22 protein-coding genes, 1 pseudogene and 1 riboswitch are annotated in these 22,808 nt (G+C 66.5%); of the genes and pseudogenes, 9 read left to right on the top strand and 14 right to left on the bottom strand.

From position 1 onward, the window contains the following. The 3 genes from DDZ14_RS08050 to DDZ14_RS08040 form a co-directional block, all read right to left on the bottom strand. A partial coding sequence (locus tag DDZ14_RS08050) for a sulfotransferase (RefSeq protein WP_109424442.1) occupies window positions 1–736 on the bottom strand: 736 nt, incomplete at its 3' end. Then, window positions 736–1,704, bottom strand: a complete 969-nt coding sequence (locus DDZ14_RS08045) for a glycosyltransferase family 2 protein (RefSeq protein WP_158275489.1) — start codon at window positions 1,702–1,704, stop codon at window positions 736–738. The genes DDZ14_RS08045 and DDZ14_RS08050, both read right to left, overlap by 1 nt. Window positions 1,705–1,996: 292 nt before the next feature. Further along, window positions 1,997–3,517, bottom strand: a complete 1,521-nt coding sequence (locus DDZ14_RS08040; RefSeq protein ID WP_158275488.1) for an oligosaccharide flippase family protein — start codon at window positions 3,515–3,517, stop codon at window positions 1,997–1,999. A gap of 141 nt (window positions 3,518–3,658) precedes the next feature. Here DDZ14_RS08040 and DDZ14_RS19365 point away from each other — a divergent pair, with 141 nt between their 5' ends. Genes DDZ14_RS19365 through DDZ14_RS08030 form a run of 3 tightly spaced genes read left to right on the top strand, consistent with a single transcriptional unit; the run spans window position 3,659 to window position 6,544 of the window. After that, a complete protein-coding gene (locus DDZ14_RS19365; protein ID WP_146193111.1) occupies window positions 3,659–4,042 on the top strand; it encodes a hypothetical protein in 384 nt (127 codons plus the stop codon). Next, complete coding sequence (locus DDZ14_RS08035) at window positions 4,039–5,301, top strand: nucleotide sugar dehydrogenase (protein ID WP_109424439.1); 1,263 nt, start codon at window positions 4,039–4,041, stop codon at window positions 5,299–5,301. Before DDZ14_RS19365 ends, DDZ14_RS08035 begins: the two co-directional genes overlap by 4 nt. Further along, window positions 5,294–6,544, top strand: a complete 1,251-nt coding sequence (locus DDZ14_RS08030; RefSeq protein WP_109424438.1) for a glycosyltransferase family 4 protein — start codon at window positions 5,294–5,296, stop codon at window positions 6,542–6,544. Before DDZ14_RS08035 ends, DDZ14_RS08030 begins: the two co-directional genes overlap by 8 nt. 216 nt (window positions 6,545–6,760) lie before the next feature. Here the strand turns inward: DDZ14_RS08030 and DDZ14_RS08025 are convergent, their stop codons facing one another. From DDZ14_RS08025 to DDZ14_RS08005, 6 genes are read right to left on the bottom strand one after another with little or no spacing between them, the layout of a single operon-like run. Then, window positions 6,761–7,867: a Glu/Leu/Phe/Val dehydrogenase gene (locus DDZ14_RS08025; protein WP_109424437.1), complete on the bottom strand. Its 1,107-nt coding sequence runs from the start codon at window positions 7,865–7,867 to the stop codon at window positions 6,761–6,763. Between the two features lie 3 nt (window positions 7,868–7,870). Next, on the bottom strand, window positions 7,871–8,617 hold the full coding sequence (locus DDZ14_RS08020; RefSeq protein ID WP_199221308.1) for a dihydrolipoamide acetyltransferase family protein: 747 nt from the start codon (window positions 8,615–8,617) through the stop codon (window positions 7,871–7,873). Then, window positions 8,572–8,958, bottom strand: coding sequence for a biotin/lipoyl-containing protein (locus tag DDZ14_RS19865; RefSeq protein WP_199221307.1), 387 nt, complete (start codon window positions 8,956–8,958; stop codon window positions 8,572–8,574). The genes DDZ14_RS08020 and DDZ14_RS19865 overlap by 46 nt, the downstream gene beginning before the upstream one ends. Beyond that, window positions 8,955–9,935 (bottom strand): alpha-ketoacid dehydrogenase subunit beta, encoded by a 981-nt coding sequence (locus DDZ14_RS08015; RefSeq protein WP_109424436.1) that lies wholly within the window; start codon window positions 9,933–9,935, stop codon window positions 8,955–8,957. The genes DDZ14_RS19865 and DDZ14_RS08015 overlap by 4 nt, the downstream gene beginning before the upstream one ends. Continuing rightward, window positions 9,928–10,962: a pyruvate dehydrogenase (acetyl-transferring) E1 component subunit alpha gene (gene pdhA, locus DDZ14_RS08010; protein ID WP_109424435.1), complete on the bottom strand. Its 1,035-nt coding sequence runs from the start codon at window positions 10,960–10,962 to the stop codon at window positions 9,928–9,930. The genes DDZ14_RS08015 and pdhA overlap by 8 nt, the downstream gene beginning before the upstream one ends. Then, complete coding sequence (locus DDZ14_RS08005) at window positions 10,955–11,239, bottom strand: hypothetical protein (protein ID WP_146193110.1); 285 nt, start codon at window positions 11,237–11,239, stop codon at window positions 10,955–10,957. Before DDZ14_RS08005 ends, pdhA begins: the two co-directional genes overlap by 8 nt. A 314-nt stretch (window positions 11,240–11,553) precedes the next feature. On the opposite strand from DDZ14_RS08005, the pseudogene DDZ14_RS20255 reads away from it, so the two are divergent. After that, a pseudogene (locus DDZ14_RS20255) lies at window positions 11,554–11,697 on the top strand (transposase family protein); the annotation flags it as partial. Between the two features lie 175 nt (window positions 11,698–11,872). Here DDZ14_RS20255 and DDZ14_RS07995 read toward each other — a convergent pair. Beyond that, window positions 11,873–13,261 carry a formimidoylglutamate deiminase gene (locus DDZ14_RS07995; protein ID WP_109424432.1) on the bottom strand — a complete coding sequence of 463 codons (1,389 nt, stop codon included), beginning with the start codon at window positions 13,259–13,261 and terminating at the stop codon, window positions 11,873–11,875. A gap of 67 nt (window positions 13,262–13,328) precedes the next feature. Between DDZ14_RS07995 and hutI the strand changes: the two genes are divergently transcribed. The 4 genes from hutI to hutU are packed head-to-tail and all read left to right on the top strand — an operon-like array spanning window position 13,329 to window position 18,533. Continuing rightward, window positions 13,329–14,540 (top strand): imidazolonepropionase, encoded by a 1,212-nt coding sequence (gene hutI, locus DDZ14_RS07990; protein WP_109424431.1) that lies wholly within the window; start codon window positions 13,329–13,331, stop codon window positions 14,538–14,540. Beyond that, window positions 14,537–16,075, top strand: a complete 1,539-nt coding sequence (hutH, locus tag DDZ14_RS07985) for a histidine ammonia-lyase (protein WP_109424430.1) — start codon at window positions 14,537–14,539, stop codon at window positions 16,073–16,075. Before hutI ends, hutH begins: the two co-directional genes overlap by 4 nt. Further along, window positions 16,072–16,872, top strand: coding sequence for an N-formylglutamate deformylase (hutG, locus tag DDZ14_RS07980; protein WP_109424429.1), 801 nt, complete (start codon window positions 16,072–16,074; stop codon window positions 16,870–16,872). Before hutH ends, hutG begins: the two co-directional genes overlap by 4 nt. Beyond that, complete coding sequence (gene hutU, locus DDZ14_RS07975) at window positions 16,869–18,533, top strand: urocanate hydratase (protein ID WP_109424428.1); 1,665 nt, start codon at window positions 16,869–16,871, stop codon at window positions 18,531–18,533. The genes hutG and hutU overlap by 4 nt, the downstream gene beginning before the upstream one ends. Window positions 18,534–18,584: 51 nt before the next feature. Here hutU and DDZ14_RS07970 read toward each other — a convergent pair whose 3' ends face one another. Next, a complete protein-coding gene (locus DDZ14_RS07970) occupies window positions 18,585–19,274 on the bottom strand; it encodes a GntR family transcriptional regulator (protein ID WP_109424427.1) in 690 nt (229 codons plus the stop codon). 337 nt (window positions 19,275–19,611) lie between these two features. Beyond that, window positions 19,612–19,789, top strand: a riboswitch (cobalamin riboswitch). 42 nt (window positions 19,790–19,831) lie between these two features. On the opposite strand from DDZ14_RS07970, the gene bluB reads away from it, so the two are divergent. Then, complete coding sequence (bluB, locus tag DDZ14_RS07965) at window positions 19,832–20,515, top strand: 5,6-dimethylbenzimidazole synthase (RefSeq protein WP_109424426.1); 684 nt, start codon at window positions 19,832–19,834, stop codon at window positions 20,513–20,515. A 4-nt stretch (window positions 20,516–20,519) separates the two neighbouring features. Here the strand turns inward: bluB and DDZ14_RS07960 are convergent, their stop codons facing one another. From DDZ14_RS07960 to cobU, 3 genes are read right to left on the bottom strand one after another with little or no spacing between them, the layout of a single operon-like run. Then, window positions 20,520–21,275 (bottom strand): adenosylcobinamide-GDP ribazoletransferase, encoded by a 756-nt coding sequence (locus tag DDZ14_RS07960; RefSeq protein ID WP_109424425.1) that lies wholly within the window; start codon window positions 21,273–21,275, stop codon window positions 20,520–20,522. Beyond that, the gene (gene cobT, locus DDZ14_RS07955) at window positions 21,272–22,288 is read right to left on the bottom strand and encodes a nicotinate-nucleotide--dimethylbenzimidazole phosphoribosyltransferase (RefSeq protein ID WP_109424424.1); all 1,017 of its coding nucleotides are present in this window, start codon (window positions 22,286–22,288) and stop codon (window positions 21,272–21,274) included. Before cobT ends, DDZ14_RS07960 begins: the two co-directional genes overlap by 4 nt. Continuing rightward, window positions 22,272–22,802, bottom strand: coding sequence for a bifunctional adenosylcobinamide kinase/adenosylcobinamide-phosphate guanylyltransferase (cobU, locus tag DDZ14_RS07950; RefSeq protein WP_109424423.1), 531 nt, complete (start codon window positions 22,800–22,802; stop codon window positions 22,272–22,274). Before cobU ends, cobT begins: the two co-directional genes overlap by 17 nt. Window positions 22,803–22,808: the final 6 nt, after the last annotated feature.

Below are 22,808 nucleotides of genomic sequence, written 5' to 3'. Positions count from 1 at the left end.
TGCAAAGCCGGTCCTGCCCGATATGTGCGCAGTCGCGGGCGATGTCGGCGGCGACGCCTGCGACCTGGCGGCAGGCGCGCTCGACCAGATCCGCGCCGCCCGCGTCGGAGGGGCGCACCGACCACCATTCGTCGGGGCTGCGGGCCGGGCCCTTGTCGCGCTCCTGCGCGCGGATGATCGAGCGCGCGGTATCCGCCCGGTCGCGCCGGACCTCGATGAAGAGGCAGCCGGGAAAGATCGCGTCGAGCAGCCGCACACGGTTGGAATGCATGACGTTCTTGTTGACGAAGGGTGCGTCGAAGAGGTCGGACATGGCGCCGAGCGTCGCGCGCATCTCCGCCACGGGCAGGCTGGGCAGGGCGGTCTCGTCGCACCAGGGACCGTCGGCCAGCCAGCGCTGCCAGATCCAGCCGCCCTCGTTGGGCGCCGACCACCCGGCGATATGGCCGTAATCGCTGCGATAGGCGGCCTTGTGGCGATCGATCAGGCGGCGGCCCAGACGGCTGGCGGCGACGGGCGTCTTCCAGAACCGGTGCGCGAGGTTCGAGAAATAGGCGAAGCGGTAGCGCGTGACCATGAGCTCGTAGAAGAGCGAGGTGCCGGAGCGCGGTGCGCTCAGGATGAAGACATGCGGCCAGCGCGCCGGGCCGGTCTGGCGGGCCAGAAGCCGGGCCTCCATCGGTCCGAGCGCGGCGTGAACCGCGCCGCGCACCGCCGATTTCGCCCGGCCGGACATCATTCCGCGGGCAGGTCGGGCGGCGGCGGTGTCTGTCCCTCGGGCTGGCGGAAGAGCGCCCGCAGCAGGAAGCCGGTGCGCGCGCGCCAGCCCGCCACCGCGTCGCGGCGCGCCGGGATCAGCATCTGCGGCAGATAGATCAGCCCGCGCAGCAGGTCCGCGGCCAGCATCAGCTCGGTCGCGATGCGCGCCACGAAGGGCCCGCGGGTGAAGCGCATGAAGAGGATCTGGCCCTTGGCGATCTCGACCGATTTCCAGGGCGAGCACTGGCCGGTGGAGACGGCGCCGATATGGGTGATCGTCACATCCGGGTGGTAGCGCACCGCGTAGCCCGCCTCGCGCACCCGCCAGCACCATTCCGATTCCTCGCTATACATAAAGAAGCGGTCGTTCATCGGGCCGACCTCCTCGATCACGCGGCGGGGGACCAGCATGAAGCAGCCCGAGACGATATCGACATCCATCACCCGGTCGCGCCGGCGCGAGGCATAGCGGTGATCGCCGAAAATCCAGCTTTTCCGGGCGATGGCGTTGGGAATGAAGATGTTCCAGGCCAGTCGTCTCAGCGATGGTTCGCGAAACACCGAGGATTGCTCGCTGCCGTCTTCCAGGAAGACGCGCGCGCCAAGAATGCCGGCCTCGGGATGCGCGTCCATATAGGCGACGGCGGTCTTCAGCGTGTCGGCATGCAGGACCGTGTCGGGGTTCAGGATCAGCACGTGGCGGCCCTTCGCCTGCGCGATGCCGATATTGTTGCCCCAGGCATAGCCGCCGTTGAAGCCCGCGGCGATCACCGGCAGATCGGGATGTGCGGCGCGTAGCGTTTCCAGGTTGCCATCGGAGGAGTCGTTGTCGATGATCCGGATCTCCAGGTCCAGCCCGCCGGTGTTTTCCAGCGCGGACCCGATCGCTTGAAGCGCCACATCGGCGGTGTTGTAGTTGACGATGACGATGGTGAGATCGGACACGCGCTCGGGCTCCGTCCGTGAGATGGTTTCGACCTTTGCGGCAGCCGCCTTGCTGCATGCCAGATCGGGTGTCTGTGGCGTACCCATCGCTCGGTCAACTCTCAAATCAAAAACAACACGCGCAAGCCACTAGCATCAAACATATTTCCCCGTCACCCGGTAAGCTGCATCATGGTGTTGGAACATTATCGGCCAGAAGTGTTGCGCCGGAAACCCTATTACCGGACCTATCGGGCAGTATATTGGCCGGGTGGCCCACAGAGGGCCATAATTCGCGGAATTGTTGAATTTTTCATGATAATCTGCGTCGTTTGAGATGGCCGCGGAAGCGGCCCAGCAGCGACAGAATCAGGCTCTCGAATCCGTCCGGGCGGCCAGCGGCCCGCCAAATCAGCAGGTGAGCGGCGATATAGACGATCATGCCGAGCCCGATTTTGGCCACCAGAAGCTGCGCCGCCAGGGCCGTTCCGTGCCCCGGCGCGACCGCCCAGTCCAACGCCAGCACCGCTGAGGCCATCGCCCCGCAGGCCAGGAAGCTGCGCCAGGCGACGGTGAGTGGTTTGAAGAATCCGCCGGTGCCGAATCGCAGCGACATGACGAGGGTCAGCACGACGGCGGCGACGCTGGAGATGCCCGCGGCGATCAGCGCGCCGAGGAAGCCGAATTGCAGGCCAATCCACATGAAGCCGCAGATCGCGACCAGTAGGATCCCGTTGCGGACGCAGAGGATTCGCGTAGAGCCTTCGACGTATGTTGCCGCGCGAACATTCTCGTTTATTGCTTCAAGCGCCCTTAACGGTGCCAGGATCCAGATGACTTGTGCTGCGGCGAGCCACTGTGAACCGAATCCGAATTGAATGAGGTCTGTGGCTATGAGTGCCATACCGACGCTGAGGGGTAGCACAACTCCGAGTGTGAGTTCGTTGAGTTTGGAGAAAACCGCCTTTTTGCGTTCCGAGTTTCGAGCTACGTCCGCAAGACCGGGATAAAAGACCCGAAGCATCGGTGCACCAAGTTGCGCGGTTACGAGGGTGGTCAGCCGGTTGCCCAGCCGGAAGAGACCCGCATCCGCCAGGCCCAGCACGGCGCCGATCATCATCTGCGGCACGTTCTTGTAGAAGAACTGCGCCAGTTGCGCGCCGATCGACCATGCGGAGAAGGAAAAACTGTCGCGCCAGTGGGATATGGTGAGGCGCGGCATCATCGGGGCGGCGCCGAAGGTGACGACACCGCGCGTGGCCTGGGCCAGGAAGCTCGCCGCCACGATCGACCAATAGTCGCGCCACAGCCAGGCTAGGAAGATCGCCGTGACGGAATAGACGATCCGGCTGGCGGTTTCCTCGGTCGCGGCATAGCCGAAGCGCAGGCCGCGCTCGAAAAGCAGGAAGCGCGGGCTGCGGATCGCCACCACGAGCGCCAGGAGCGACAGATAGGGCATCAATGCGACGAGCGCCGGGATTTCCAGCAGCGCCACCAGTGGTTGCGTGCCGAGGAAGAAGAGCGCACAGCAGAGCCCCAGACCGATTTGCAGCGTGAAGACCGTCGCCAGGTGGTCGCCGGTGACGTCCTCCAGCCGGATCAGCACCATCGTGATCTGGCGTTGCAGCATTTCCAGGAACATCACCGCGATCAGGAAATAGGCGACAACGCCGAAATCTTCGGGCGTGAGAAGCCGTGCCGTCACGGCGAGCGTCACCAGGCTCAACCCCTGACGGAACAAGCCGGAGGCGAAAAGCGTCGCCGCCCCGACGGCGAGCGCGGAACTGCGCCGCTGCCTGGTCTCTGGCGTGTCGTCCTGCTTGTCTGCGCCCAATGCCTGTTCTTTCTGCCACGGCACCAATGCCGGACCCGGTTAGCCCGTTCCGTGCCGCCGCAATTGTTTTTCAGATCAATATGGTAGAATTTTGATCTTGCAGCGGATAGTCAGGGCATCAACGGGGCCGGATAGCCCTGGATGGACAAGGACCGCGACCCCGATATGGCGGAAGATGTAGCTTTTTTGCGCCGCGATGTTCCAGATATTATTCGCCGGCCGGGCCGGAATGGGAGAAAATCCGCAGTCCGGACCGCCAGCAAGCGGGGTTTTTCAACCTTTACGTGTCGTTGCGCCGCCCTGCGCCCGCGCAAGGTTCCGCTGCCGTCAAGTTGCTGTCCGAAAATGACGCGCTTTATGTCCAGCTTGGGGCCAAAGACTGCCTTGATGGTCGGTGAAAACGGCCTTGGCATGGCGGGCGCCGCCGCCATGTTCAACTGTATTTCGGGAACGGGGTTATTGATGCGTGCGATTGAAACCAGAGGAACGTTGTCCGGGCCGGCGCGCAAGGGGGCACGGCCATGAAGATCGTCATTTTCGGCCTGGGGTATGTGGGCTTCACCGCCGCTTGTTGCCTGGCGCGCGAGGGGCATGAGGTTTTCGGCATCGACGTGAATGCCGACAAGGTGGACGAGATCAACCGCGGCCAGGCCCCGATCAAGGAGCCGGGCGTGGAGGACCTGCTGAAGGCCGCGCTGGAGCGTGGATTGATCCGCGCCGCGACCGGCATCGAATCGCTGGCAGAGACCGATCTGGCGATCGTCTGCGTCGGTACGCCGAGTGCCACCGACGGCTCTCACAACATGAGCTACATCGCCGAGGTCACGCGCCAGATCGCGGCGGCGGTACCGGAGGGCCGGGCGCGCCCGCTGACGGTGGCCTACCGGTCCACCTTCCGGCCCGGCACGATCACCGGGCTGGTGGAGCCGATCTTCCACAGCGCTCTGGGGCCGCGCACCGGCAATCTGGTGGAGATCGTCTATAACCCCGAGTTCCTGCGCGAATCCGTGGCGGTGGAGGATTTCTTCAACCCGCCGAAGATCGTCGTGGGCACCGCCGATGGCGGCCGTTCGGCAGTGATGGACAAGCTGCATGAAGGGCTGGACGCGCCGGTCTTCTACACCCGCTACGAGGAAGCGGAGATCACCAAATTCGTGGACAACACCTGGCACGCGGTCAAGGTGGCCTATGCCAACGAGATCGGTCGGGTCTGTCACCGCATGGGTGTGTCGGCGGGCAAGGTGCACGAGATCTTCGTCTCCGACACCAAGCTTAACATCTCGCCCTATTACACCCGTCCGGGCGGGGCGTTCGGCGGCTCCTGCCTGCCCAAGGACGTGCGCGCGCTGCAATACATCTCCAACGAGATCGGCGCGCATACGCATCTGATCGACAGCCTGCTGCGCACCAACGAGGCCCACAAGACCTATCAGGTGGACGACATCCTGCGGCAATTGCCGGAAAAGGGCAGGGTGCTGATGGCCGGGCTGGCCTTCAAGGCCGATACCGACGATCTGCGCGAGAGCCCGAACGTGGATATCGCCCGGCGGCTTCTGGAAAAGGGTCATGCGCTCTCGGTATACGACCCGTCGATCCGGCCGGCCGATCTGCGCGGCCAGAACCTAGGCTATGCCTTCACGCATCTGCCCGGCGTGGCCACGCTGCTGGTGGACCGCGAAACCGCCGAGGCCGGGCCCTGGGACCTGGTGATCGGGTCGAACCGCACGCTCGACGGGCTGCGGCTGGGCGACGCGCGGGTGCTGCGGACGGACCGGTATGAATAAGACCGCGGATATCCCAGTGCCCGTCACGCTGGAGGAGCTGCGCGAGACGCGGCCGCTGGCCGGCCTCAAGGTTCTGATCGTGGTGGAAAACCTGCCCGTACCCTTCGACCGCAGGGTGTGGATGGAGGCGCGCACGCTCAACGCCGCGGGGGCGCGCGTGACGGTGATCTGCCCCACCGGAAAGGGCCATGAGGAACGCGTCTGGGAGGATGAGGGCATCCGCGTCTACCGCCACGGGCTGCCGCTCGATGCCAGCGGGGCGATGGGCTATCTGCTGGAATACGGCGCGGCGCTCTTCTGGGAGACCGTGCTGGCGGTGCGCGCGAAGTTCACCCGCGGCTTCCATGTGATCCACGGCTGCAACCCGCCCGACCTGATCTTCCTGGTGGCGCTGCCCTTCCGTCTGCTGGGGGTGCGGTATCTGTTCGACCATCACGACATCAACCCCGAGCTCTACGAGGCCAAGTTCGGCAAGCGCGGCTTCTTCTGGAAGCTGATGCGCAGTTTCGAGCGCTGGACCTTCCGTGCCGCGCGCGTCTCCATCGCGACCAATGAAAGTTACCGCCGCATCGCCATCGAACGCGGCGGCATGGCGCCGGAGGACGTCTTCATCGTGCGCTCCGGCCCCGACCTGTCGCGGCTGGACCGGGTGCCCGAGAACCCCGCCTGGCGCAACGGGCGCAAGCATATGGTCGGCTATGTCGGGGTGATGGGCGATCAGGAGGGAATCGACCTGCTGCTGGAAGCGGTGGAGCATATCGTGCGGCGCACGGGGCGCGAGGATATCCAGTTCTGCCTCGTGGGCGGTGGCCCGAGCCTGGAGAAGCTGCGCCGGCAATCGGCCGATATGGGGCTGGCCGATTACGTGACCTTCACCGGGCGGGCGCCGGACCGCGATCTTTTCGAGGTGCTGTCCACCGCCGATGTCTGCGTGAACCCCGACCGGGTGAACGAGATGAACGACAAGTCTACGATGAACAAGATCCTCGAATACATGGCCTTCGAGAAACCCATCGTGCAGTTCGACGTGACCGAGGGGCGTTATTCCGCGCGGGAGGCCTCGCTCTATGCCCGCGCCAACGATGCCGGGGACATGGCCGCGAAGATCCTGGAGCTTCTGGACGATCCGGAGCGCCGCGCGGAAATGGGCCGCTACGGCCGCGCGCGCGTCGAGACGGAAATGTCCTGGCCCCACCAGGTGCCCGCGCTGATCGCGGCCTACAAGCGGGTCTGGAAGGGCTAAGACGTTTCGGGGAGATGCCTGAATCGTCGGGGATGCCCTTGAGCGGCCATGCGTGAAACCTCCTGTTCGGGAGGATCGATCATGTCGGCTCTATTGCGATCCGTTCCATCCGCAGGACCGTCTCTGGCACAGGCGCCGAACGGCAACGGGCCGGACCCTCCACTACCGATCGGGCGATCATGGTTCGGATTGCCCGATGTCGGACGCCTTGGTGGGTCAGAAAGAGCGGCGCAGGGCCATCGCCTGCCGGAGCCTTGCCTCGGCCAGCGAATTGGCGGCGTCCCGCGGCAGCACACCGTCGGCGTTGACCCGCTGAAATACCTCCCTCGTATTGTGGCGAATTCTCTCCGTGATTACCGCCAACGCCTGGCTCTCTGTCCCGCCACGATATTCGACCGATCCGCAGATCACGCCACCTGCATTGGCGATGAAATCCGGAATGACCAGCACGCCGCGCTCATGTAACGCGGCCTCGGATTCGGCGGTGGCTGGAATGTTCGCCCCTTCCACGACAAGCCTCGCCTTGATCGCGCCGGTATTCGAGCTGTCGATGGCATCGGGCCGTGCGGCGGGGACCAGAATGTCGCACTCGGCAACGATGACCGCCTTCCGGTCGCCCGCGTCGGCACCGGGATAGTCCGTGACCGACCGGCCGTCGGCCTTGATCGCATCGAGGCGGACCAGATCGAACCCATCCGGCGCGAAGGCAGAGCCGTGAGAATCGGCAACAGCGACGATCCGTGCGCCGTGCTCGGCCAGACATCTGGCCGCGTGTCTGCCGACCGCACCATAGCCCTGGATCGCCACACGGGCGCCGTCGAGCGGGACATCGCAGAATTCTTCGGCAACAGCCGCCGCGACGGCGACGCCGTACCCGGTGGCTCCGATCTCGTCGAGCGGTATGCCGCCGACGACGCGCGGCAGACCGACGGCGCGGCCGATCTCGTCCTGAACCCAGGCCATGCAGGTTTCGTTCGTGCCCATGTCCGGGCCGGGAATGTAGCCGGACAGCGGGGCGATTGCCTCCGCGAAGGCGCGGATCACGCTTTCCTTTGCGTCGGGTGGCATCGCGGGGTCGGCGACGATCACCGATTTTCCGCCGCCATTCGGCAGGCCCGCCGCAGCGTTCTTCAGGCTCATCGCCCGCGCGAGGCGCGCGCATTCCTCCAACGTCGCGTCCGGGGCCATGCGCACACCGCCAATGGCCGGGCCAGCCGCAGTGTTGTCGAGGACCACGATGGCCCTGAGCCCGGCGCCTGGATTACTGACGTGAAGAACCTTCTCCGGCCCGAGATCGTCCGCCATCTCGAAAATCGTCGCCATGATCTACTCCTTTGCCTCTTGCGCCGGGCGTTCGAGGTCGGTCCGCAGGGCGGCAAGAAACCGCGCGGCTTCGCCGCCGGTGACGGCCCGGTGATCGAAAGTCAGCGAAAGGGGCATCACCCGCCGCACCACCGGCTGACCGTCCTCAGCCAGGCACGCCTCGGAAATCCGTCCGGCCCCCAGGATCGCCACCTGCGGCGGCGAGACCACCAATGCCGCGAACTCGCCGCCCAACATGCCGAAATTCGACAGCGTGATCGTGGCGCCCTTCATGTCTTCGGGCGCGATGGACCGTGTCTCGACCGCGTGCCTGAGCTGGGCGATCCCGGCGTCGATATCCGCGGTGCCGCCGATATCCCGCAGAACCGGCGCGAAGAGGCCGTCTTCGGTATCCACGGCGATGGCCAGGTCGACATGATCGTGAAGTTGCCGTCGGCCGCCGTCGAACCAGGCATTCAGGGCGGGCTCCTCGGCACATGCGAACGCAATGGCCCGAACAAGCCGGGGTGTCGGTTCTTCACCCTCGGGCCAGGCCGATATGTCGGCCCGGTCCGTCACCGTCGCGGGAACGACATTCGCATGCGCGCGTGCCATCGCCTTGGCCATTGCCCGGCGCACGCCGCGCAGTTCCTCTCCGCCGGTCAGACCGGAGGCCGCCGCCTCGATATCGCTGGACACAACGGCGCCGCCCGGCCCGCTGCCGGTCACGGTCGAAAGATCGACGCCCTTTTCGCGCGCCAGTCTGCGCACGGCCGGTGTCGCCTTGCCCTGGGCGGGCGGGCGCTCTCGCGTTCTTCCGCTTCGGGCCGGTCACTGCCTTGCAACTGGCCGACGATCGCACCTGTGTCCTCGGCCGCGCCTGTCTCGATCTCGACCAGCGGGGCGCCGACGGCGACGACGGTGCCCTCCTCCGCGAGCAGCCGCGCGATGGTTCCGGAATTGGGCGCCGGAACCTCGACGACCGCCTTGTCGGTTTCCACCGAAACCAGCGGCTGGTCGGTAATGACATGATCGCCCTGCGAGACATGCCAGGTGACGATTTCGGCCTCTTGCAGGCCCTCGCCGAGATCGGGAAGTCTGAAGACCGTCATGCAAACTCCATCACATCGCGCACCGCCCGCAGGACGCGGTCGGTCGAGGGAAGATAACTGGCTTCGAGCCGCAGATAGGGCATCACCGTGTCATAGCCCGTTACCCGCCGGACCGGGGCCAGCAGGCTGATCAGGCAATGCTCGGCCAGATCGGCGGCAATCTCGGCGCCCAGTCCCGCCGTCAGGGGCGCCTCGTGCACGATGACGCACCGGCCGGTTTTCTCGACCGAGGCGCGCAGGGTAGCACGGTCGATCGGTTTCAGCGACGACAGGTCGACAAGTTCGGCGGAAATGCCTTCGTCCGCAAGCGTTTCGACCGCCTCCCGCGCCTCGGTCAACATCGCCCCCCAGCTGATCAGGGTAACGTCGTCGCCTTCCTGCAAGACCTCGGCCTGCTCGATGGGCAGCGCGGCGCCGGTATCTTCGACCGGCTCGCCCCCGGCGCGGTAGAGGCGCTTGGGTTCCAGGAACACAACGGGGTCGGGATCGCGGATCGCGGCGAGCAGCAGGCCGTAAGCGCGTGTCGGACTGCCGGGGACCACCACGCGCAGGCCGGGGATGTGGGCCAGCATCGCCTCCATGCTCTCGGAATGGTGTTCGGGGGCCTTGATGCCACCGCCGAAGGGCGCACGCAGAACCATCGGGCAACTCAGCCGCCCGCGCGTGCGGTTGCGCAACCGCGCGGCGTGGTTCGCAAGCTGGTCGATTGCCGAATAGAGAAACCCCATGAACTGGATCTCGGCCACCGGCCGCAGCCCGTGCGCGGCGGCGCCCACGCACATGCCGGCGATGACAGTCTCGGAAAGCGGCGTGTCACGGACGCGTCCCGAGCCGAAGCGCTGCATCAGCCCGTTGGTGGCCCGGAAGACCCCGCCGTCGATCCCGATGTCCTGACCGAAGAGGATAACGGTTTCGTCCTCGTCCAGTGCGCGGGAGAGCGCCATGCGAATCGCGTCGATCATCGTATGCTCAGCCATCGCCCGCCTCCCCGGCCTGGGCCGCAACGTCTTCGGGCAACGATGCGTAAAGATGGGCGAACATGGCGCGGGCGGGTTGCGGCGCGGTGGCGAGATAGCGCTCGGCGGCGGCTTCGATCTCGTCGTGGCAACTGCGCAGCAAGGCGTCCTCCTCCGCTTTGCCCCAGCCGTGTTCGGCCACGAGGTGGTTGCGCAGCCGGATGAGCGGTTCCTCTTTCCAGTGTGCGCTGACCTCTGCATCGTCGCGATAGCGGCTGGCGTCGTCGGCGGTGGTGTGATCGCCCAGCCGGTAGCTGACGCACTCGACCAGCGTGCCGCCCTCGCCGCCCCGCGCCCGCCCGATCGCCCGCGCGGTGGCCTCGCGCACTGCGATCACGTCGTTGCCGTCGACCTGTTCGCCCGGAAGCCCGGCGGCGACGGCCTTGTCGGCAAGCGTTCTGGCGCGGGTCTGCTCGGTGCGCGGCATGGAGATGGCCCATTGATTGTTGTTGATCACGAACACCGCGGGCAGATCCCACGCCCCGACCACGTTCAGCGCTTCGTAGAAATCGCCTTTGGACGTCGCCCCGTCGCCGCCGATGGCCACCGCGACGCCCTCGCCCGTCTGCTGCATGGCCAGAGCGACGCCCGCGGCGTGCGGGAACTGCGCGGCGACGGGGACGCAGACCGGGAAATCCTGGCGCGGGCCGGCGAAGTCGTTGCCGCGTTCGTCGCCGCCCCAATACAGAAACAGCTCCTCCGGCGTCACCCCGCGCCAAAGCTGCCCGCCATGCTCGCGGAAAGAGGGCAGGAACACATCCTCCTCGGCCATTGCGGCTGCCACGCCGACGCTGACCGCCTCCTGCCCCAGGCTGGAGGCATAGGTGCCGAGCCGTCCGGTCCGCTGCAGGGCGATGGCCTTGGCATCGAAGGTCCGGGCGCGCACCATGGCCGTATAGAGTGCGCGCAATGTCTCCGGCTCGCGCGCGAAGTCCGGCAGGTCGCGTAGGACTTCGCCGCGTGCGTCGAGGAAGGCAGTTTCAGGCATGGGCCACCTCCGCCGCTTCGGCCAGGTTCGACGCCCGGATCCCGATCCGGTCTCCGGGGTCAGGCCCCATGGCAATCAGCCCGGTCGCCAATTGATCGGCCTCGCGTGTCAGGTCGGCATTGGCCCACCGGACATCCTGACTGGGGACAATGCGGGTGACGTTCTCCGCAAGGCGCGCCACGGTCCGGCCCAGCAACCCGCCGACGGTTACCCCCATCAACGGTATGTGCGAGGTGCCATGCAGATAATAGCTCGGGGATGTCGATTGTTGTGCCATTCTGCACCTTCCTCCCATCCGAGGGGCGGAGTTCGGCTGCGCCCGCACGACCTGGGCGAAGGGCGAGGGATGCGAATGTCCGCGCCGACGATAGTCGAAAGCCCTTGCTCTCACTCTATCACCGATCTCCGGTTTCCAGCATATGCTTATGCGCCAAGACCGCATTGCTCTGGATCAATTGCGGCACATGGCCGAACCGGAATTGCCCCCGGAACAGGGGCCGGAGCGCACGAACTGGCGCAGCCATAATCAGGCCCTGAGGCAGCGATATATCGGTCCATCGCGTTGGCCTAACTGAGTTGGGCGGGTGGGTTGTGTCAGGCACGCTGGCTCCAAGAGGCATCTGCCCAGACTGCGGATTGCATTCGCGACGACGCCACGGGTGGAGGCGTCGGCGGTTTCAGGACTTCCCTGCTCACGGTGAAGCTGTCTGGGTGGAGTTACGCGTTTGGCGCTGGCGATGTTCGTCTTCTGGCTGTCGCCGCGGCACATTTTCCGATCAAGACCCCACGATTGCACCTCCGTTCACTCGCGCATTTCGCGAGTGGCACAGATTGCCAGTCATCTGGGGCATGCGCCTGGCGAGCGACCCGCCGAACGTCTCTTGCACCGATTGGGCATTGGGGTATCCGCTTACAAACTCGCCCCGCTCATCAGGTCTCGCATCGCTTTCCGGTACGTCCCGAAAATCATGTCTCGCGAGACATGCCGCCCCCCCTGCACCATGTGGCGTCCGGCAGACCAGACATCGGTGACGACATCGTCCTTGGCCGCGAAAACGAGCCCATCCAGAAGCTGTTCGCGGGTAAGGGCGCATAGGGCGGGGGCGGCGCTGTCGATTGCGACGAGGTCGCCCAGTTTGCCCTCGGCGATCTCGCCCGCATCGCGATCGAGCGCCTGTGCGCCGCCTTGCGCCGCTGCGGTGTAAAGGAACGCGCCGACAGACCCTTCGCCCGCGACCATCACGTTTCGGCCGGTGTCCCGCAAACGCTGCGCGTATTCCAGCGTCCGGAGTTCCTCGGTCAACGAGATGTTGACGTTGGAATCGGAACCGAGGCCGAACCGGCCACCCGCCGCGACGTAATCCGGCCCGTTGAAGGGGCCATCCCCCAGGTTGGCTTCGGTGATCGGACAAAGGCCCGCAACCGCGTTCGAGGCCGCGAGGGCACGGGTTTCGGCCCCGGTCATGTGGGTGGCGTGGATCAGGCACCAGCGCCTGTCCACCTCCGTGTTGTTCAGAAGCCATTCCACCGGCCGCGCGCCCAGCCAATCCTGGATGTCCGCTATTTCCTTGGGTTGTTCGGCAATGTGGATGTGAATCGGCCCATGCCCGTGCGCGGCGACCACCCGGTCCAGGTCTTCCGGCGCGGTAGCGCGCAGCGAATGCGGGGCTATGCCGATGCGGGCATCGGACGGCAGCGACAGCAGGCCCGCGGCGGCGGCCTCGACAAGCCTGGAGAAGCCGTCAACGCTGTTGCAAAAACGCCTCTGCCCCTCGGTGGCGTCAGCCCGTCCAGCCCCGCCATAGGTGTAGAGCACTGGCAGATGGGTCAGGCCGATGCCGGTCTCGCTCGCGGCGGCGAAGATCCGGTTGGACAGCTCGGCGAGGTTTTCATAGGGTCGGCCGCCGGGCTGGTGGTGGACATAGTGGAACTCACCGACGCTGGCATAGCCCGATTCCAGCATCTCGACATAGACCTGCGCGGCGATGGCCTGAATGTGGTCGGCCGTCAGCCGGTCCATGAAACGATACATCAGCGTCCGCCAGGTCCAGAAACTGTCACGTCCGGGCTGCCGGTACTCCGTCATGCCCGCCATTGCGCGCTGGAACGCGTGGCTGTGCAGATTGCCAAGCGAGGGCAGCAGCGTGTCCACCGTCACATCGCCCGGCTCCGCGCCGGAATTCGGGTGGATACCGGTGATCCGGCCATCCGTTACCGTCAGCCGGACGTTCTGTGCCCAGCCCTCTGCCAACAGGGCCTGTCTTGCATGTATCACGGGCTTTCTCTCGCGGTTAATCATGTTATGTCTAGACATATAAACGAGTCATCTGTACGAGAAAAGCAGATTGTTGAAGGAGACCCCATCAATGAACGCCCCGCCCCAACTGCTGACCAACCTGACCGCGGCGACCCTGACGCAGGACGCGGACCCTTACGGGCTGATCGGGGATGCGGCGATCGCGCTGGACGGCGGGACGATCCGCTGGGCCGGGCCGCTTGCCGAACTGCCGCAGGATCTGCGCGATGGTGAGCGGCACGACCTGGGCGGCCGGCTGGTGACGCCGGGGCTGATCGATTGCCACACGCATCTGGTGCATGGCGGCAACCGCGCGGCGGAATTCGAGATGCGGCTGAAGGGCGCCAGCTATGAAGAGGTGGCGCGCGCCGGGGGTGGCATCGTCTCGACCGTCTCGGCCACGCGGGGCGCCTCCGAGGATGCCCTGCTGTCGGATGCCCTGCGCCGCGCCGATGCGCTGATCGCCGAAGGGGTGACCACGCTGGAGATCAAGTCGGGCTACGGGCTGGATATCGAGACCGAGTTGCGGATGCTGAGGGTGGCGCGGGCCGTCATGGCGAACCGGGCGGTGCGGGTGAAGACCTCTTTCCTGGGCGCGCATGCGGTGCCACCGGAATACAAGGGCCGCGACGACGCCTATATCGACACGATCTGCATCCCGGCGCTGCGGGCCGCGCACGCGGAAGGGCTGGTCGATGCGGTGGACGGGTTCTGCGAGGGCATCGCCTTCTCGCCGGCCCAGATCGCCCGTGTCTTCGACGTGGCGGCGGCGCTCGGCCTGCCGGTCAAGCTGCATGCCGAACAGCTCTCCAACCTCGGCGGCGCGGCTATGGCGGCGGGGTACGGGGCGCTGTCGGCCGACCATATCGAATATCTCGACGAGGACGGCGTGAAGGCCATGGCACAGGCCGGTACCGCAGCGGTCCTGTTGCCGGGTGCCTTCTATACCCTGCGCGAGACGCAGGTGCCGCCGGTTGCCGCCCTGCGCGACCACGGCGTGCCCATCGCCCTGGCGACCGATGCCAATCCGGGCTCCTCGCCGCTGACCTCGCTGCTTCTGACGATGAACATGGGCTGCACCCTGTTCCGCCTGACCCCCGAAGAGGCACTGCGCGGCGTGACCGTCAACGCGGCCCGCGCGCTGGGGCTTTCGGACGTGGGCACCATCGCCGCCGGGCAGCGCGCTGAGCTGGCGGTCTGGGATATCGAGCATCCCGCCGAGCTGTCCTATCGCATCGGGTTCAACCCGCTTCACACTCGCATTTTCGGAGCATTGGAATGACCACGCTGACACTTACACCGGGCGAGGCGACCCTGGCCGATCTGGCGCGGGTCTATCACGAGGAAGCCGCGGTCCGCCTTGACCCGTCCTGCCACGCGGCGGTCAAACAGGCACAGGGCCGGATCGATGCCGCCGCGAAGGGCGACACGGCGGTTTACGGCGTGAACACCGGCTTCGGCAAGCTGGCCAGCGTCAAGATCGCGCCCCGCGACACCGCCACGTTGCAGCGCAACCTGATCCTGTCGCATTGCTGCGGCGTGGGCCATCCCATCCCGCGGGCCCATGCTCGGTTGATGATGGCGCTAAAACTCCTGAGCCTCGGGCGTGGCGCGTCGGGCGTGCGGATGGAACTCATCGCGCTGATCGAAGGGATGCTTGCCCGTGGCGTGACGCCGGTGATCCCGCAGCAGGGATCGGTCGGGGCCTCGGGCGACCTGGCCCCCCTGGCGCATATGGCGGCGGTGATGATCGGCAATGCGGAGGCCGTCTTCGAGGGCGAGACCATGCCGGGGGCGGAGGCGCTGCGGCGGGCCGGGCTCACGCCGGTGGAGCTGGGGGCAAAGGAGGGGCTGGCGCTGATCAACGGCACGCAATTCTCCACCGCTTTCGCGCTGGCCGGGCTGTTCGATGCTTGGCGTGCGATGCACGCCGCGCTGGTGACGTCTTCGATGTCCACGGACGCGATCATGGGGTCAACCGCGCCGCTTCAGCCGGAAATCCACGCCTTGCGCGGCCATGCCGGGCAGATCGACGCCGCCGCGACAATGCGGGCGTTGCTGAAGGGTTCCGAGATCCGTGAAAGCCACCGTGAGGGCGACACCCGGGTGCAGGACCCCTATTGCATCCGCTGCCAGCCGCAGGTGACGGGGGCGGCGATGGACATGCAGCGCATGGCGGCGCGCACCCTTCGGATCGAGGCCAATGCCGCTACCGACAATCCCCTGGTGCTTGCCGATGCCGGCCTGATCGTCTCGGGCGGAAACTTCCATGCGGAACCCGTGGGCTTCGCCGCCGACATGATCGCGCTGGCCGTGGCCGAAATCGGCTCGATCGCGCAGCGGCGCATCGCCCTGATCGTCGACCCGACGCTGAGCTTCGACCTGCCACCCTTCCTGACGCCCGATCCGGGCCTGAATTCCGGCCTGATGATCGCCGAGGTGACAACAGCGGCGCTGATGAGCGAGAACAAGCACCTCGCCAACCCCTGTGTGACCGACAGCACCCCCACCTCCGCCAACCAGGAGGACCATGTCAGCATGGCCGCCCACGGCGCGGTGCGGCTGGGCCGGATGGTCAGCAACCTGGAACGCATCCTCGGGGTCGAGCTGCTCTGCGCCGCGCAAGGGATCGAATTTCGCGCGCCGCTGACCACGAGCGCACCGCTGGCGCGGGTGCTGGCGCGGCTGCGCGACACGATCCCGACGCTGGCCGAGGATCGCTACATGGCCCCGGACCTGGAAGCGGCGGCCGCCCTTGTGCGGACCGGCGAGGTGACACGGACCGCCGGCGGCACCATGCCGGAGCTTGCCGCATGACCCCGGTCGAGATCACCCGTGGCGACGGCCCGGTGGTGCTGGGCCTGCCCCATACCGGCACCTGGCTGCCGGACGATATCCGCGCCCGGTTGAACGCAAGGGGGCAGGGGCTGGACGATACCGACTGGCACATCCACACCCTCTATGACGGGCTCCTGCCGGGCGCGACCACGGTGCGCGCCACCTTTCATCGCTACGTGATCGACGCCAACCGCGACCCCGGTGGGGTGAGCCTTTACCCCGGCCAGAACACCACCGGGCTGGTGCCGCTGACCGATTTCGACGGCGCGCCGATCTGGGACGCGCCGCCCTCCGGGGCCGAAATCGAGAACCGCCGCCTGGCATTTCACGCGCCCTATCACGCGGCGCTCGGGGCCGAGCTGGAGCGGGTGCGCGCCCGGCACGGCGTGGCGATCCTCTATGATTGCCATTCGATCCGCTCGCATATCCCGTTCCTCTTCGAGGGCACCCTGCCGGATTTCAACATCGGCACCAATGGCGGCGCGACCTGCGCGCCGGAGATCGAGGCCGCGACGCTGGAAATCTGCGAGGGGGCGGAGGGCTATTCCTCGATCCTCAACGGCCGCTTCAAGGGCGGCTGGACCACGCGCCATTATGGCCGCCCCAACGAAGGGCTGCACGCCATCCAGATGGAACTGGCGCAATCCACCTATCTGACGAAGGAAGCGGCGCCGTGGCGCTACGACGCGAAGAAGGCCGAAAGGCTGCGCTCCCGGCTTTCCGACATTCTGCAATCCCTGGCCGCGCTGGCCCCGAGACTTGGAGGCACAAGATGACCGATCCCCGCCACAACCTCCGCGACATCTATCCCCCGACCGGGCCGGAGATAACCGCCAAGAGCTGGCTGACCGAAGCGCCCATGCGGATGCTGATGAACAACCTTCATCCCGACGTTGCCGAGAACCCGCATGAGTTGGTTGTATATGGCGGCATCGGCCGGGCCGCGCGGACGTGGAACGATTTCGACAAGATCGTCGCCAGCCTCAGGGAACTGGAGGACGACCAGACGCTCCTGGTGCAATCCGGCAAGCCCGTGGGCGTCTTCCGCACCCACAGGGACGCGCCGCGCGTGCTGATCGCCAATTCCAACCTCGTGCCGCATTGGGCGACCTGGGACCATTTCAACGAACTCGACAGGAAAGGGCTGGCCATGTACGGCCAGATGACCGCCGGATCGTGGATCTATATCGGCAGCCAGGGCATCGTTCAGGGCACCTACGAGACCTTTGTCGAGGCCGGTCGCCAGCATTACGACGGCGACCTCGCGGGCCGCTGGATCCTGACGGCCGGGCTTGGCGGGATGGGCGGTGCGCAGCCGCTGGCCGCGGTCATGGCGGGGGCTTGCTGCCTCGCCGTGGAATGCGACGAGACCCGCGCCGATTTCCGCCTGCGCACGGGCTATGTCGATGAAAAGACCCATTCTCTCGACGATGCGTTGGCGATGATCGACCGCTGGACGAAGGCGGGCGAGGCGAAATCCGTGGCGCTGATCGGCAATGCGGCGGATGTCTTCCCCGAACTGGCCAAGCGCGGCGTGAAGCCGGATATCGTCACCGACCAGACCAGCGCCCATGACCCGATCCACGGCTACCTTCCCCAGGGCTGGAGCGTGGCGGAATGGCGCGAGAGGCAGGAGAGCGACCCCAAGGCGGTGGAAAAGGCCGCCCGCGCCTCGATAAAGGTCCACGTGGCCGCCATGGTCGATTTCTGGAATGCCGGGATACCGACGCTGGATTACGGCAACAATATCCGGCAGGTGGCGCTGGAGGAGGGGCTGGAAGACGCCTTTGCCTTCCCTGGTTTCGTACCCGCCTATATCCGCCCGCTGTTCTGCCGTGGCATCGGCCCGTTCCGCTGGTGCGCGCTGTCGGGAGACCCGGAGGACATCTACAGGACCGACGCCAAGGTGAGGGAGCTGGTGGACGACCCGCATCTGCACAACTGGCTCGACATGGCGCGGGCGCGGATCAGCTTTCAGGGCCTGCCGGCGCGGATCTGCTGGGTGGGCCTCGGCGTGCGGCACAAGCTGGGGCTCGCCTTCAACGAGATGGTCCGCAAGGGCGAGTTGTCCGCGCCGGTGGTGATCGGCCGCGACCACCTCGACAGCGGTTCGGTCGCGTCGCCCAACCGCGAGACCGAGGCGATGAAGGACGGCAGCGACGCCGTGAGCGACTGGCCGCTTCTGAATGCGCTTCTGAACACCGCCAGCGGGGCCACCTGGGTGAGCCTGCACCACGGCGGCGGGGTCGGCATGGGCTTCTCCCAGCATTCCGGCATGGTGATTTGCTGCGACGGGACCGAGGATGCCGACCGCCGCATCGCCAACGTGCTGTGGAACGATCCGGCCACCGGCGTCATGCGCCATGCCGATGCGGGCTACGAGATTGCGCTGGACTGCGCGCGCGAAAACGGGCTGAACCTGCCCGGCATCCTCTGAGCCCTTCCGTGTCGGGACTTTGTTTTTGCCCTGTCCCAGCTTGGGGCGGCGTCAGTAGCGGGTCGTCATCCGGTGTCCGCGCCGGTAGGTGAGCTGCACCAGCGTGATCGCGCGGTCCTGAAGCCAGGTGGTCCGCTCGATGCGGAACAGGGCGGCGCCTTCGCCGCAGCCGAGATGTTCGGCCAGGCCGTTCTCCGCCTCGACCGCCATGAAGGAGATCTCGGCATCGGAAAACGGGATCTCCGAGACCAGCCATTCGTTCGGACCGGAGGCCGTGAAATCCGCCTTCAGGACATTCGGCACCACCTCGGGATTGATCCAGCGATCCTCGTGCTGATAGGGAACGCCGTCGGCATAGTGCATGCAAACGAGGTGCAGCACATCCTGCCCCCTCTGCAGCCCCAGCCGGCCGCGCAGCCAGTCGGGAACCGGCAGCACATCGCGGCCGACCAGGGCATAGCGATACTTGGCGCCGAGCGCCTCGATCTCGTCGCGGACGATGGGGATTGCGAACCGCGCCTGCCGGATCGGCGCCATTCGGACCCGTGTGCCGGCCTTGCGCTTGCGCTCGATGATGCCTTCGTCGGCCAGTTCGCGCATCGCCCGGTTCACCGTGGCGCGGGCACAGCCGTAGCTTTCGGCCAGATCGGTTTCGTTCGGCATCAGGCTGCCCGGACGCAGCGCCCCGCGCGCAATCTGGTCGAGCAGGTCGGCTTTGACGTCCTTGAATGCCACGGTCATGAGCTCTGCCTCGTCTGGGGTTGGCCGATCTGGAGACCAGACCGGTCAGGGTAAGCAATCTTTGGCTATGGAGCGCATCGTGGCGCTGAATAAGGATATACATAATGAAATAAGAGCAGACAATAGGCTAGCCATGGCCGCCAATACTGCGGATTATCGTGCTGCGGCTTCTGATAGGCAGTCGATCCTGCCGGGCGCCATGTAGCTGTTCAACGCGGCGATGCGATAGCGCGCGGTCATCGAAGCGCTGAGCAGAAGGACGGACAGGCCAACGTTCTATTGCCCCGCGTTACGTTCCTGCCGTGGGAGTTCCTGTTGCGTTTGCTTCGATCAGTCTTCATACCGATTCATGTCAGGTGCCCCGCGAGGGGAGAATCGGGAAGCCGGTGAGAAACCGGCGCGGGCCCGCCGCTGTATGGGGGACTGGCCGGACCAAAGCCACTGGGGTTTCCCGGGAAGGCGTCCGCCCGGGAGAAACCCAAGCCAGAAGACCGGCCTGACGACATGGGTATCGCAACTGGACCTTGCGATACCGTTGTCATTTGCGGAGACCAAACATGCAGCAATCCACCGAGCCCAAGCCGGCGCGCGCCTTCTCTCCAGCCGAACGTCAGGCCCTCTATGACATCATCGCCGCGCGGCGCGATGTGCGGAACGAATTCCTGCCGGACCCCATCGCGCCGGACCTGCTGCTGCGCATCCTCCGGGCGGCTCATGCCGCGCCGTCGGTGGGGTTCATGCAGCCGTGGAATTTCATCCTGATCCGCGACGAGACCCGGCGCGCACAGATCCGAGATGCCTTTGCCACGGCAAATGAGGAAGCCGCCGCCATGTTCCCGCCGGACCGGCAGGCCGACTACCGCGCGCTAAAACTCGAAGGTATCACGAAGGCTCCCCTGAACATCGCCGTTACCTGCGACCGGACCCGCGGCGGCAAGGTCGTGCTGGGGCGCACGCATAACCGTGACATGGATCTCTACTCCACGGTCTGCGCGGTCCAGAACCTCTGGCTGGCCGCGCGGGCGGAGGGTGTGGGCGTTGGCTGGGTCAGTATCTTCCGCGCCGAGGATCTCCGCACAATTCTGGGCATTCCCGACCATGTGGAAATCGTTGCCTATCTCTGCCTCGGCCATGTCGAGGAACTGTTCGACAAGCCGGAACTGGCGGCGCGCGGGTGGCGGCAGCGGCTCTCGCTGGAGAGCCTGATCATGGAAGAACACTGGTCCCCCGCCGAGGATTGATGGCTCAGACCGGCAGCAGCACCGCGAGAACGGCCCAGCACGCGGTTTCGGACGCAAGCTGGGCCGCCCCAAGCACGTCGCCGGTCTGTCCGCCGATCCGGCGCATGGCCAAGGCACCTATGGCCAGCGCCACGATGGCCGAGGCCAGGATCGCCGAAATGCCAGCCAGCCCGCCGAGTGTCGCGATGGCCAGCACGGTCAGAATAACCACGGATCGGGCCGCCCAACTGCGCCCTTCCGCAAATTTGCCCAGCCCGTCCGCGCGGGCGGCGGGCAGGGCTTCTTGCAGGCAGACCATGGCGGCGCGGCTGAGCATTGCCACGGCGACGAACCAGCCCGCGCCTGCACGGGCCGCAAGATCGGTCAGCGCAGCGGCCCATAGTCCGGTCACGAGGATCATCGCCAGCGCGCCATAGCTGCCGATCCGGCTGTCGCGCATGATCTCCAGGCAATGCGCCTTGTCGCGGCCGCCACCGATCCCGTCGGCGAAATCCGCCAACCCGTCGAAATGCAGTGCGCCGGTGACCAGCGCCAACGCGGAAATCGCCAGCATCGCCGCCATCAGCGGCGCGGCGCCAAGCGCCAGCGCCCCTGCATGGGCGCCCCAGCCGATCAGTCCGACCGGCACGCCCACCAGGACGAATGCCCAGCGGGCGGCATTCAATGCGGGGCCTTCGCCCCTGATCCGGCCCGCAGGAAGGCGCGTCAGCAGCATCACGGCAAGCCGGGCTTCCTGCATCCGGGCTCGAAGCGCCTTCATCCGTCCGACACCCCGGCCTCGGCAAAGGTGGCCATGCCGTTATGGCATTCCAGCGCCGCCCTCAGCACCCCGAGCGCCAGGGCCGCCCCCGATCCTTCCCCGAGCGCCATGTCAAGCGACAGGATAGGAGCCTTGTCCAGTGCCGCCAGCAGCTTCGCATGGCCCGGTTCGCAGCTGACATGGCCCACAAGGCAATGATCGAGGAAACGCGGGTCGGCGGCGAAGAGCGGCGCGGTGGCGGCGGTGCAGATGAATCCGTCCAGGATCACCGGAATGCGCCGCGCCCTCGCCTCGATCACCGCGCCGCAGATCGCGGCCTGCTCACGCCCGCCAAGCGCGGCCAGCATGCCCAGTCCGCGCGTGTTTTCATGCCGTGCGCAGGCACGGCGCACCGCGTCGGTCTTGCGTGCCACCCCGGCTTCGTCCGAACCGGTTCCGCGCCCGATCCATCCCGCCGTCGCGCCGCCGAAGGCCGCGCAGGCCAGCGCCGCCGCGACGGTCGAGTTGCCGATCCCCATCTCACCCAGGATCAGCACCTGCGCGTCGCCCGGCACCGCCTCGGCCCCGCGGCGCATCGCCGCGAGGGTTTCGGCTTCGTCCATCGCGGCGGCTTCGGTGATGTCCGCCGTGGGACGGTCGAGGTCCAGCGCAATCACCGTGAGCTCGGCGCCGGAGACCCGGCAAAGCTGGTTGATCGCCGCGCCGCCGGTCTCGAAATTGGCCACCATCTGCGCGGTGACCTGCTGCGGGAAAGGGTTCACACCCTGCGCACAGACACCGTGATTTCCGGCAAAGACCAGCGCCTGGGCCTTGCTGATCGAAGGCCGCCCGGTGCCCTGCCACGACGCCATGAAGATCGCCAGCTCCTCCAGGCGGCCAAGCGCCTTGGGCGGCTTGGTCAGGCTGTTCTGGCGGTCGGTCGCCGCGCGCGCCGCATCGGCATCCGCCACGGGCAACGCGTCCACGAGGGACGCGGCCGCGTCCAGGGTTGCGATCTCAGAAAGAATGGTCATTCGGTTTCACCCTCATCGGGTGGCCCGCCACCGCAAGCCAGACCTCGTCGCAGGCTTCGGCAACGGCCTGGTTCATCCAGCCGGCCGCATCGCGGAAATCCCGCGCCAGCCGGTTTTCCGGGACGATCCCCGAGCCCACTTCGTTCGTGACGAGAATCACGCAAGCCCGCTGGCGGCCGATGGTTTCGACCAGCGCGGCGGTCTCGGCCCGCCAGTCCATCCCGGCCAACATCAGGTTGGTCAGCCAAAGCGTCAGACAATCCACCAGCCGGGGCAGGTCGCCATTGCTGTCGTCCAGCGCACCGCACAGGTCCATCGGCGCGTGGATGGTCTGCCACGCCCCCCCCCGCCGCGCGCGGTGGGCGGCGACCCTTTCGGCCATCTCGTCATCGCCGTCATGGACCTGCGCTGTGGCGATATAGATCGCCCGCCCGCAGGGTCGGAGCGCCCTGCGTTCCGCCAGCGCCGACTTGCCGGACCGCGACCCGCCAGTGAAGAGTATCGACTTTTCCATTGCGGC

The organism is Maritimibacter sp. 55A14 (assembly GCF_003122205.1).
Taxonomy (GTDB): Bacteria; Pseudomonadota; Alphaproteobacteria; order Rhodobacterales; family Rhodobacteraceae; genus QEYE01.
The sequence above is the reverse complement of the archived record's forward strand: the minus strand, read 5'-3'. Positions and strand labels throughout refer to the sequence as shown.

What these genes read in the sequence shown, in the direction of transcription:
- DDZ14_RS19365 (WP_146193111.1), top strand. Translation starts at nt 3,659, where the DNA reads ATGGACAAGGACCGCGACCCCGATATGGCGGAAGATGTAGCTTTTTTG.
- DDZ14_RS08035 (WP_109424439.1), top strand. Translation starts at nt 4,039, where the DNA reads ATGAAGATCGTCATTTTCGGCCTGGGGTATGTGGGCTTCACCGCCGCT.
- DDZ14_RS08030 (WP_109424438.1), top strand. Translation starts at nt 5,294, where the DNA reads ATGAATAAGACCGCGGATATCCCAGTGCCCGTCACGCTGGAGGAGCTG.
- DDZ14_RS08025 (WP_109424437.1), bottom strand. Translation starts at nt 7,867, where the DNA reads ATGGCGACGATTTTCGAGATGGCGGACGATCTCGGGCCGGAGAAGGTT.
- DDZ14_RS19865 (WP_199221307.1), bottom strand. Translation starts at nt 8,958, where the DNA reads ATGACGGTCTTCAGACTTCCCGATCTCGGCGAGGGCCTGCAAGAGGCC.
- DDZ14_RS08015 (WP_109424436.1), bottom strand. Translation starts at nt 9,935, where the DNA reads ATGGCTGAGCATACGATGATCGACGCGATTCGCATGGCGCTCTCCCGC.
- pdhA (WP_109424435.1), bottom strand. Translation starts at nt 10,962, where the DNA reads ATGCCTGAAACTGCCTTCCTCGACGCACGCGGCGAAGTCCTACGCGAC.
- DDZ14_RS08005 (WP_146193110.1), bottom strand. Translation starts at nt 11,239, where the DNA reads ATGGCACAACAATCGACATCCCCGAGCTATTATCTGCATGGCACCTCG.
- DDZ14_RS07995 (WP_109424432.1), bottom strand. Translation starts at nt 13,261, where the DNA reads ATGATTAACCGCGAGAGAAAGCCCGTGATACATGCAAGACAGGCCCTG.
- hutI (WP_109424431.1), top strand. Translation starts at nt 13,329, where the DNA reads ATGAACGCCCCGCCCCAACTGCTGACCAACCTGACCGCGGCGACCCTG.
- hutH (WP_109424430.1), top strand. Translation starts at nt 14,537, where the DNA reads ATGACCACGCTGACACTTACACCGGGCGAGGCGACCCTGGCCGATCTG.
- hutG (WP_109424429.1), top strand. Translation starts at nt 16,072, where the DNA reads ATGACCCCGGTCGAGATCACCCGTGGCGACGGCCCGGTGGTGCTGGGC.
- hutU (WP_109424428.1), top strand. Translation starts at nt 16,869, where the DNA reads ATGACCGATCCCCGCCACAACCTCCGCGACATCTATCCCCCGACCGGG.
- DDZ14_RS07970 (WP_109424427.1), bottom strand. Translation starts at nt 19,274, where the DNA reads ATGACCGTGGCATTCAAGGACGTCAAAGCCGACCTGCTCGACCAGATT.
- bluB (WP_109424426.1), top strand. Translation starts at nt 19,832, where the DNA reads ATGCAGCAATCCACCGAGCCCAAGCCGGCGCGCGCCTTCTCTCCAGCC.
- DDZ14_RS07960 (WP_109424425.1), bottom strand. Translation starts at nt 21,275, where the DNA reads ATGAAGGCGCTTCGAGCCCGGATGCAGGAAGCCCGGCTTGCCGTGATG.
- cobT (WP_109424424.1), bottom strand. Translation starts at nt 22,288, where the DNA reads ATGACCATTCTTTCTGAGATCGCAACCCTGGACGCGGCCGCGTCCCTC.
- cobU (WP_109424423.1), bottom strand. Translation starts at nt 22,802, where the DNA reads ATGGAAAAGTCGATACTCTTCACTGGCGGGTCGCGGTCCGGCAAGTCG.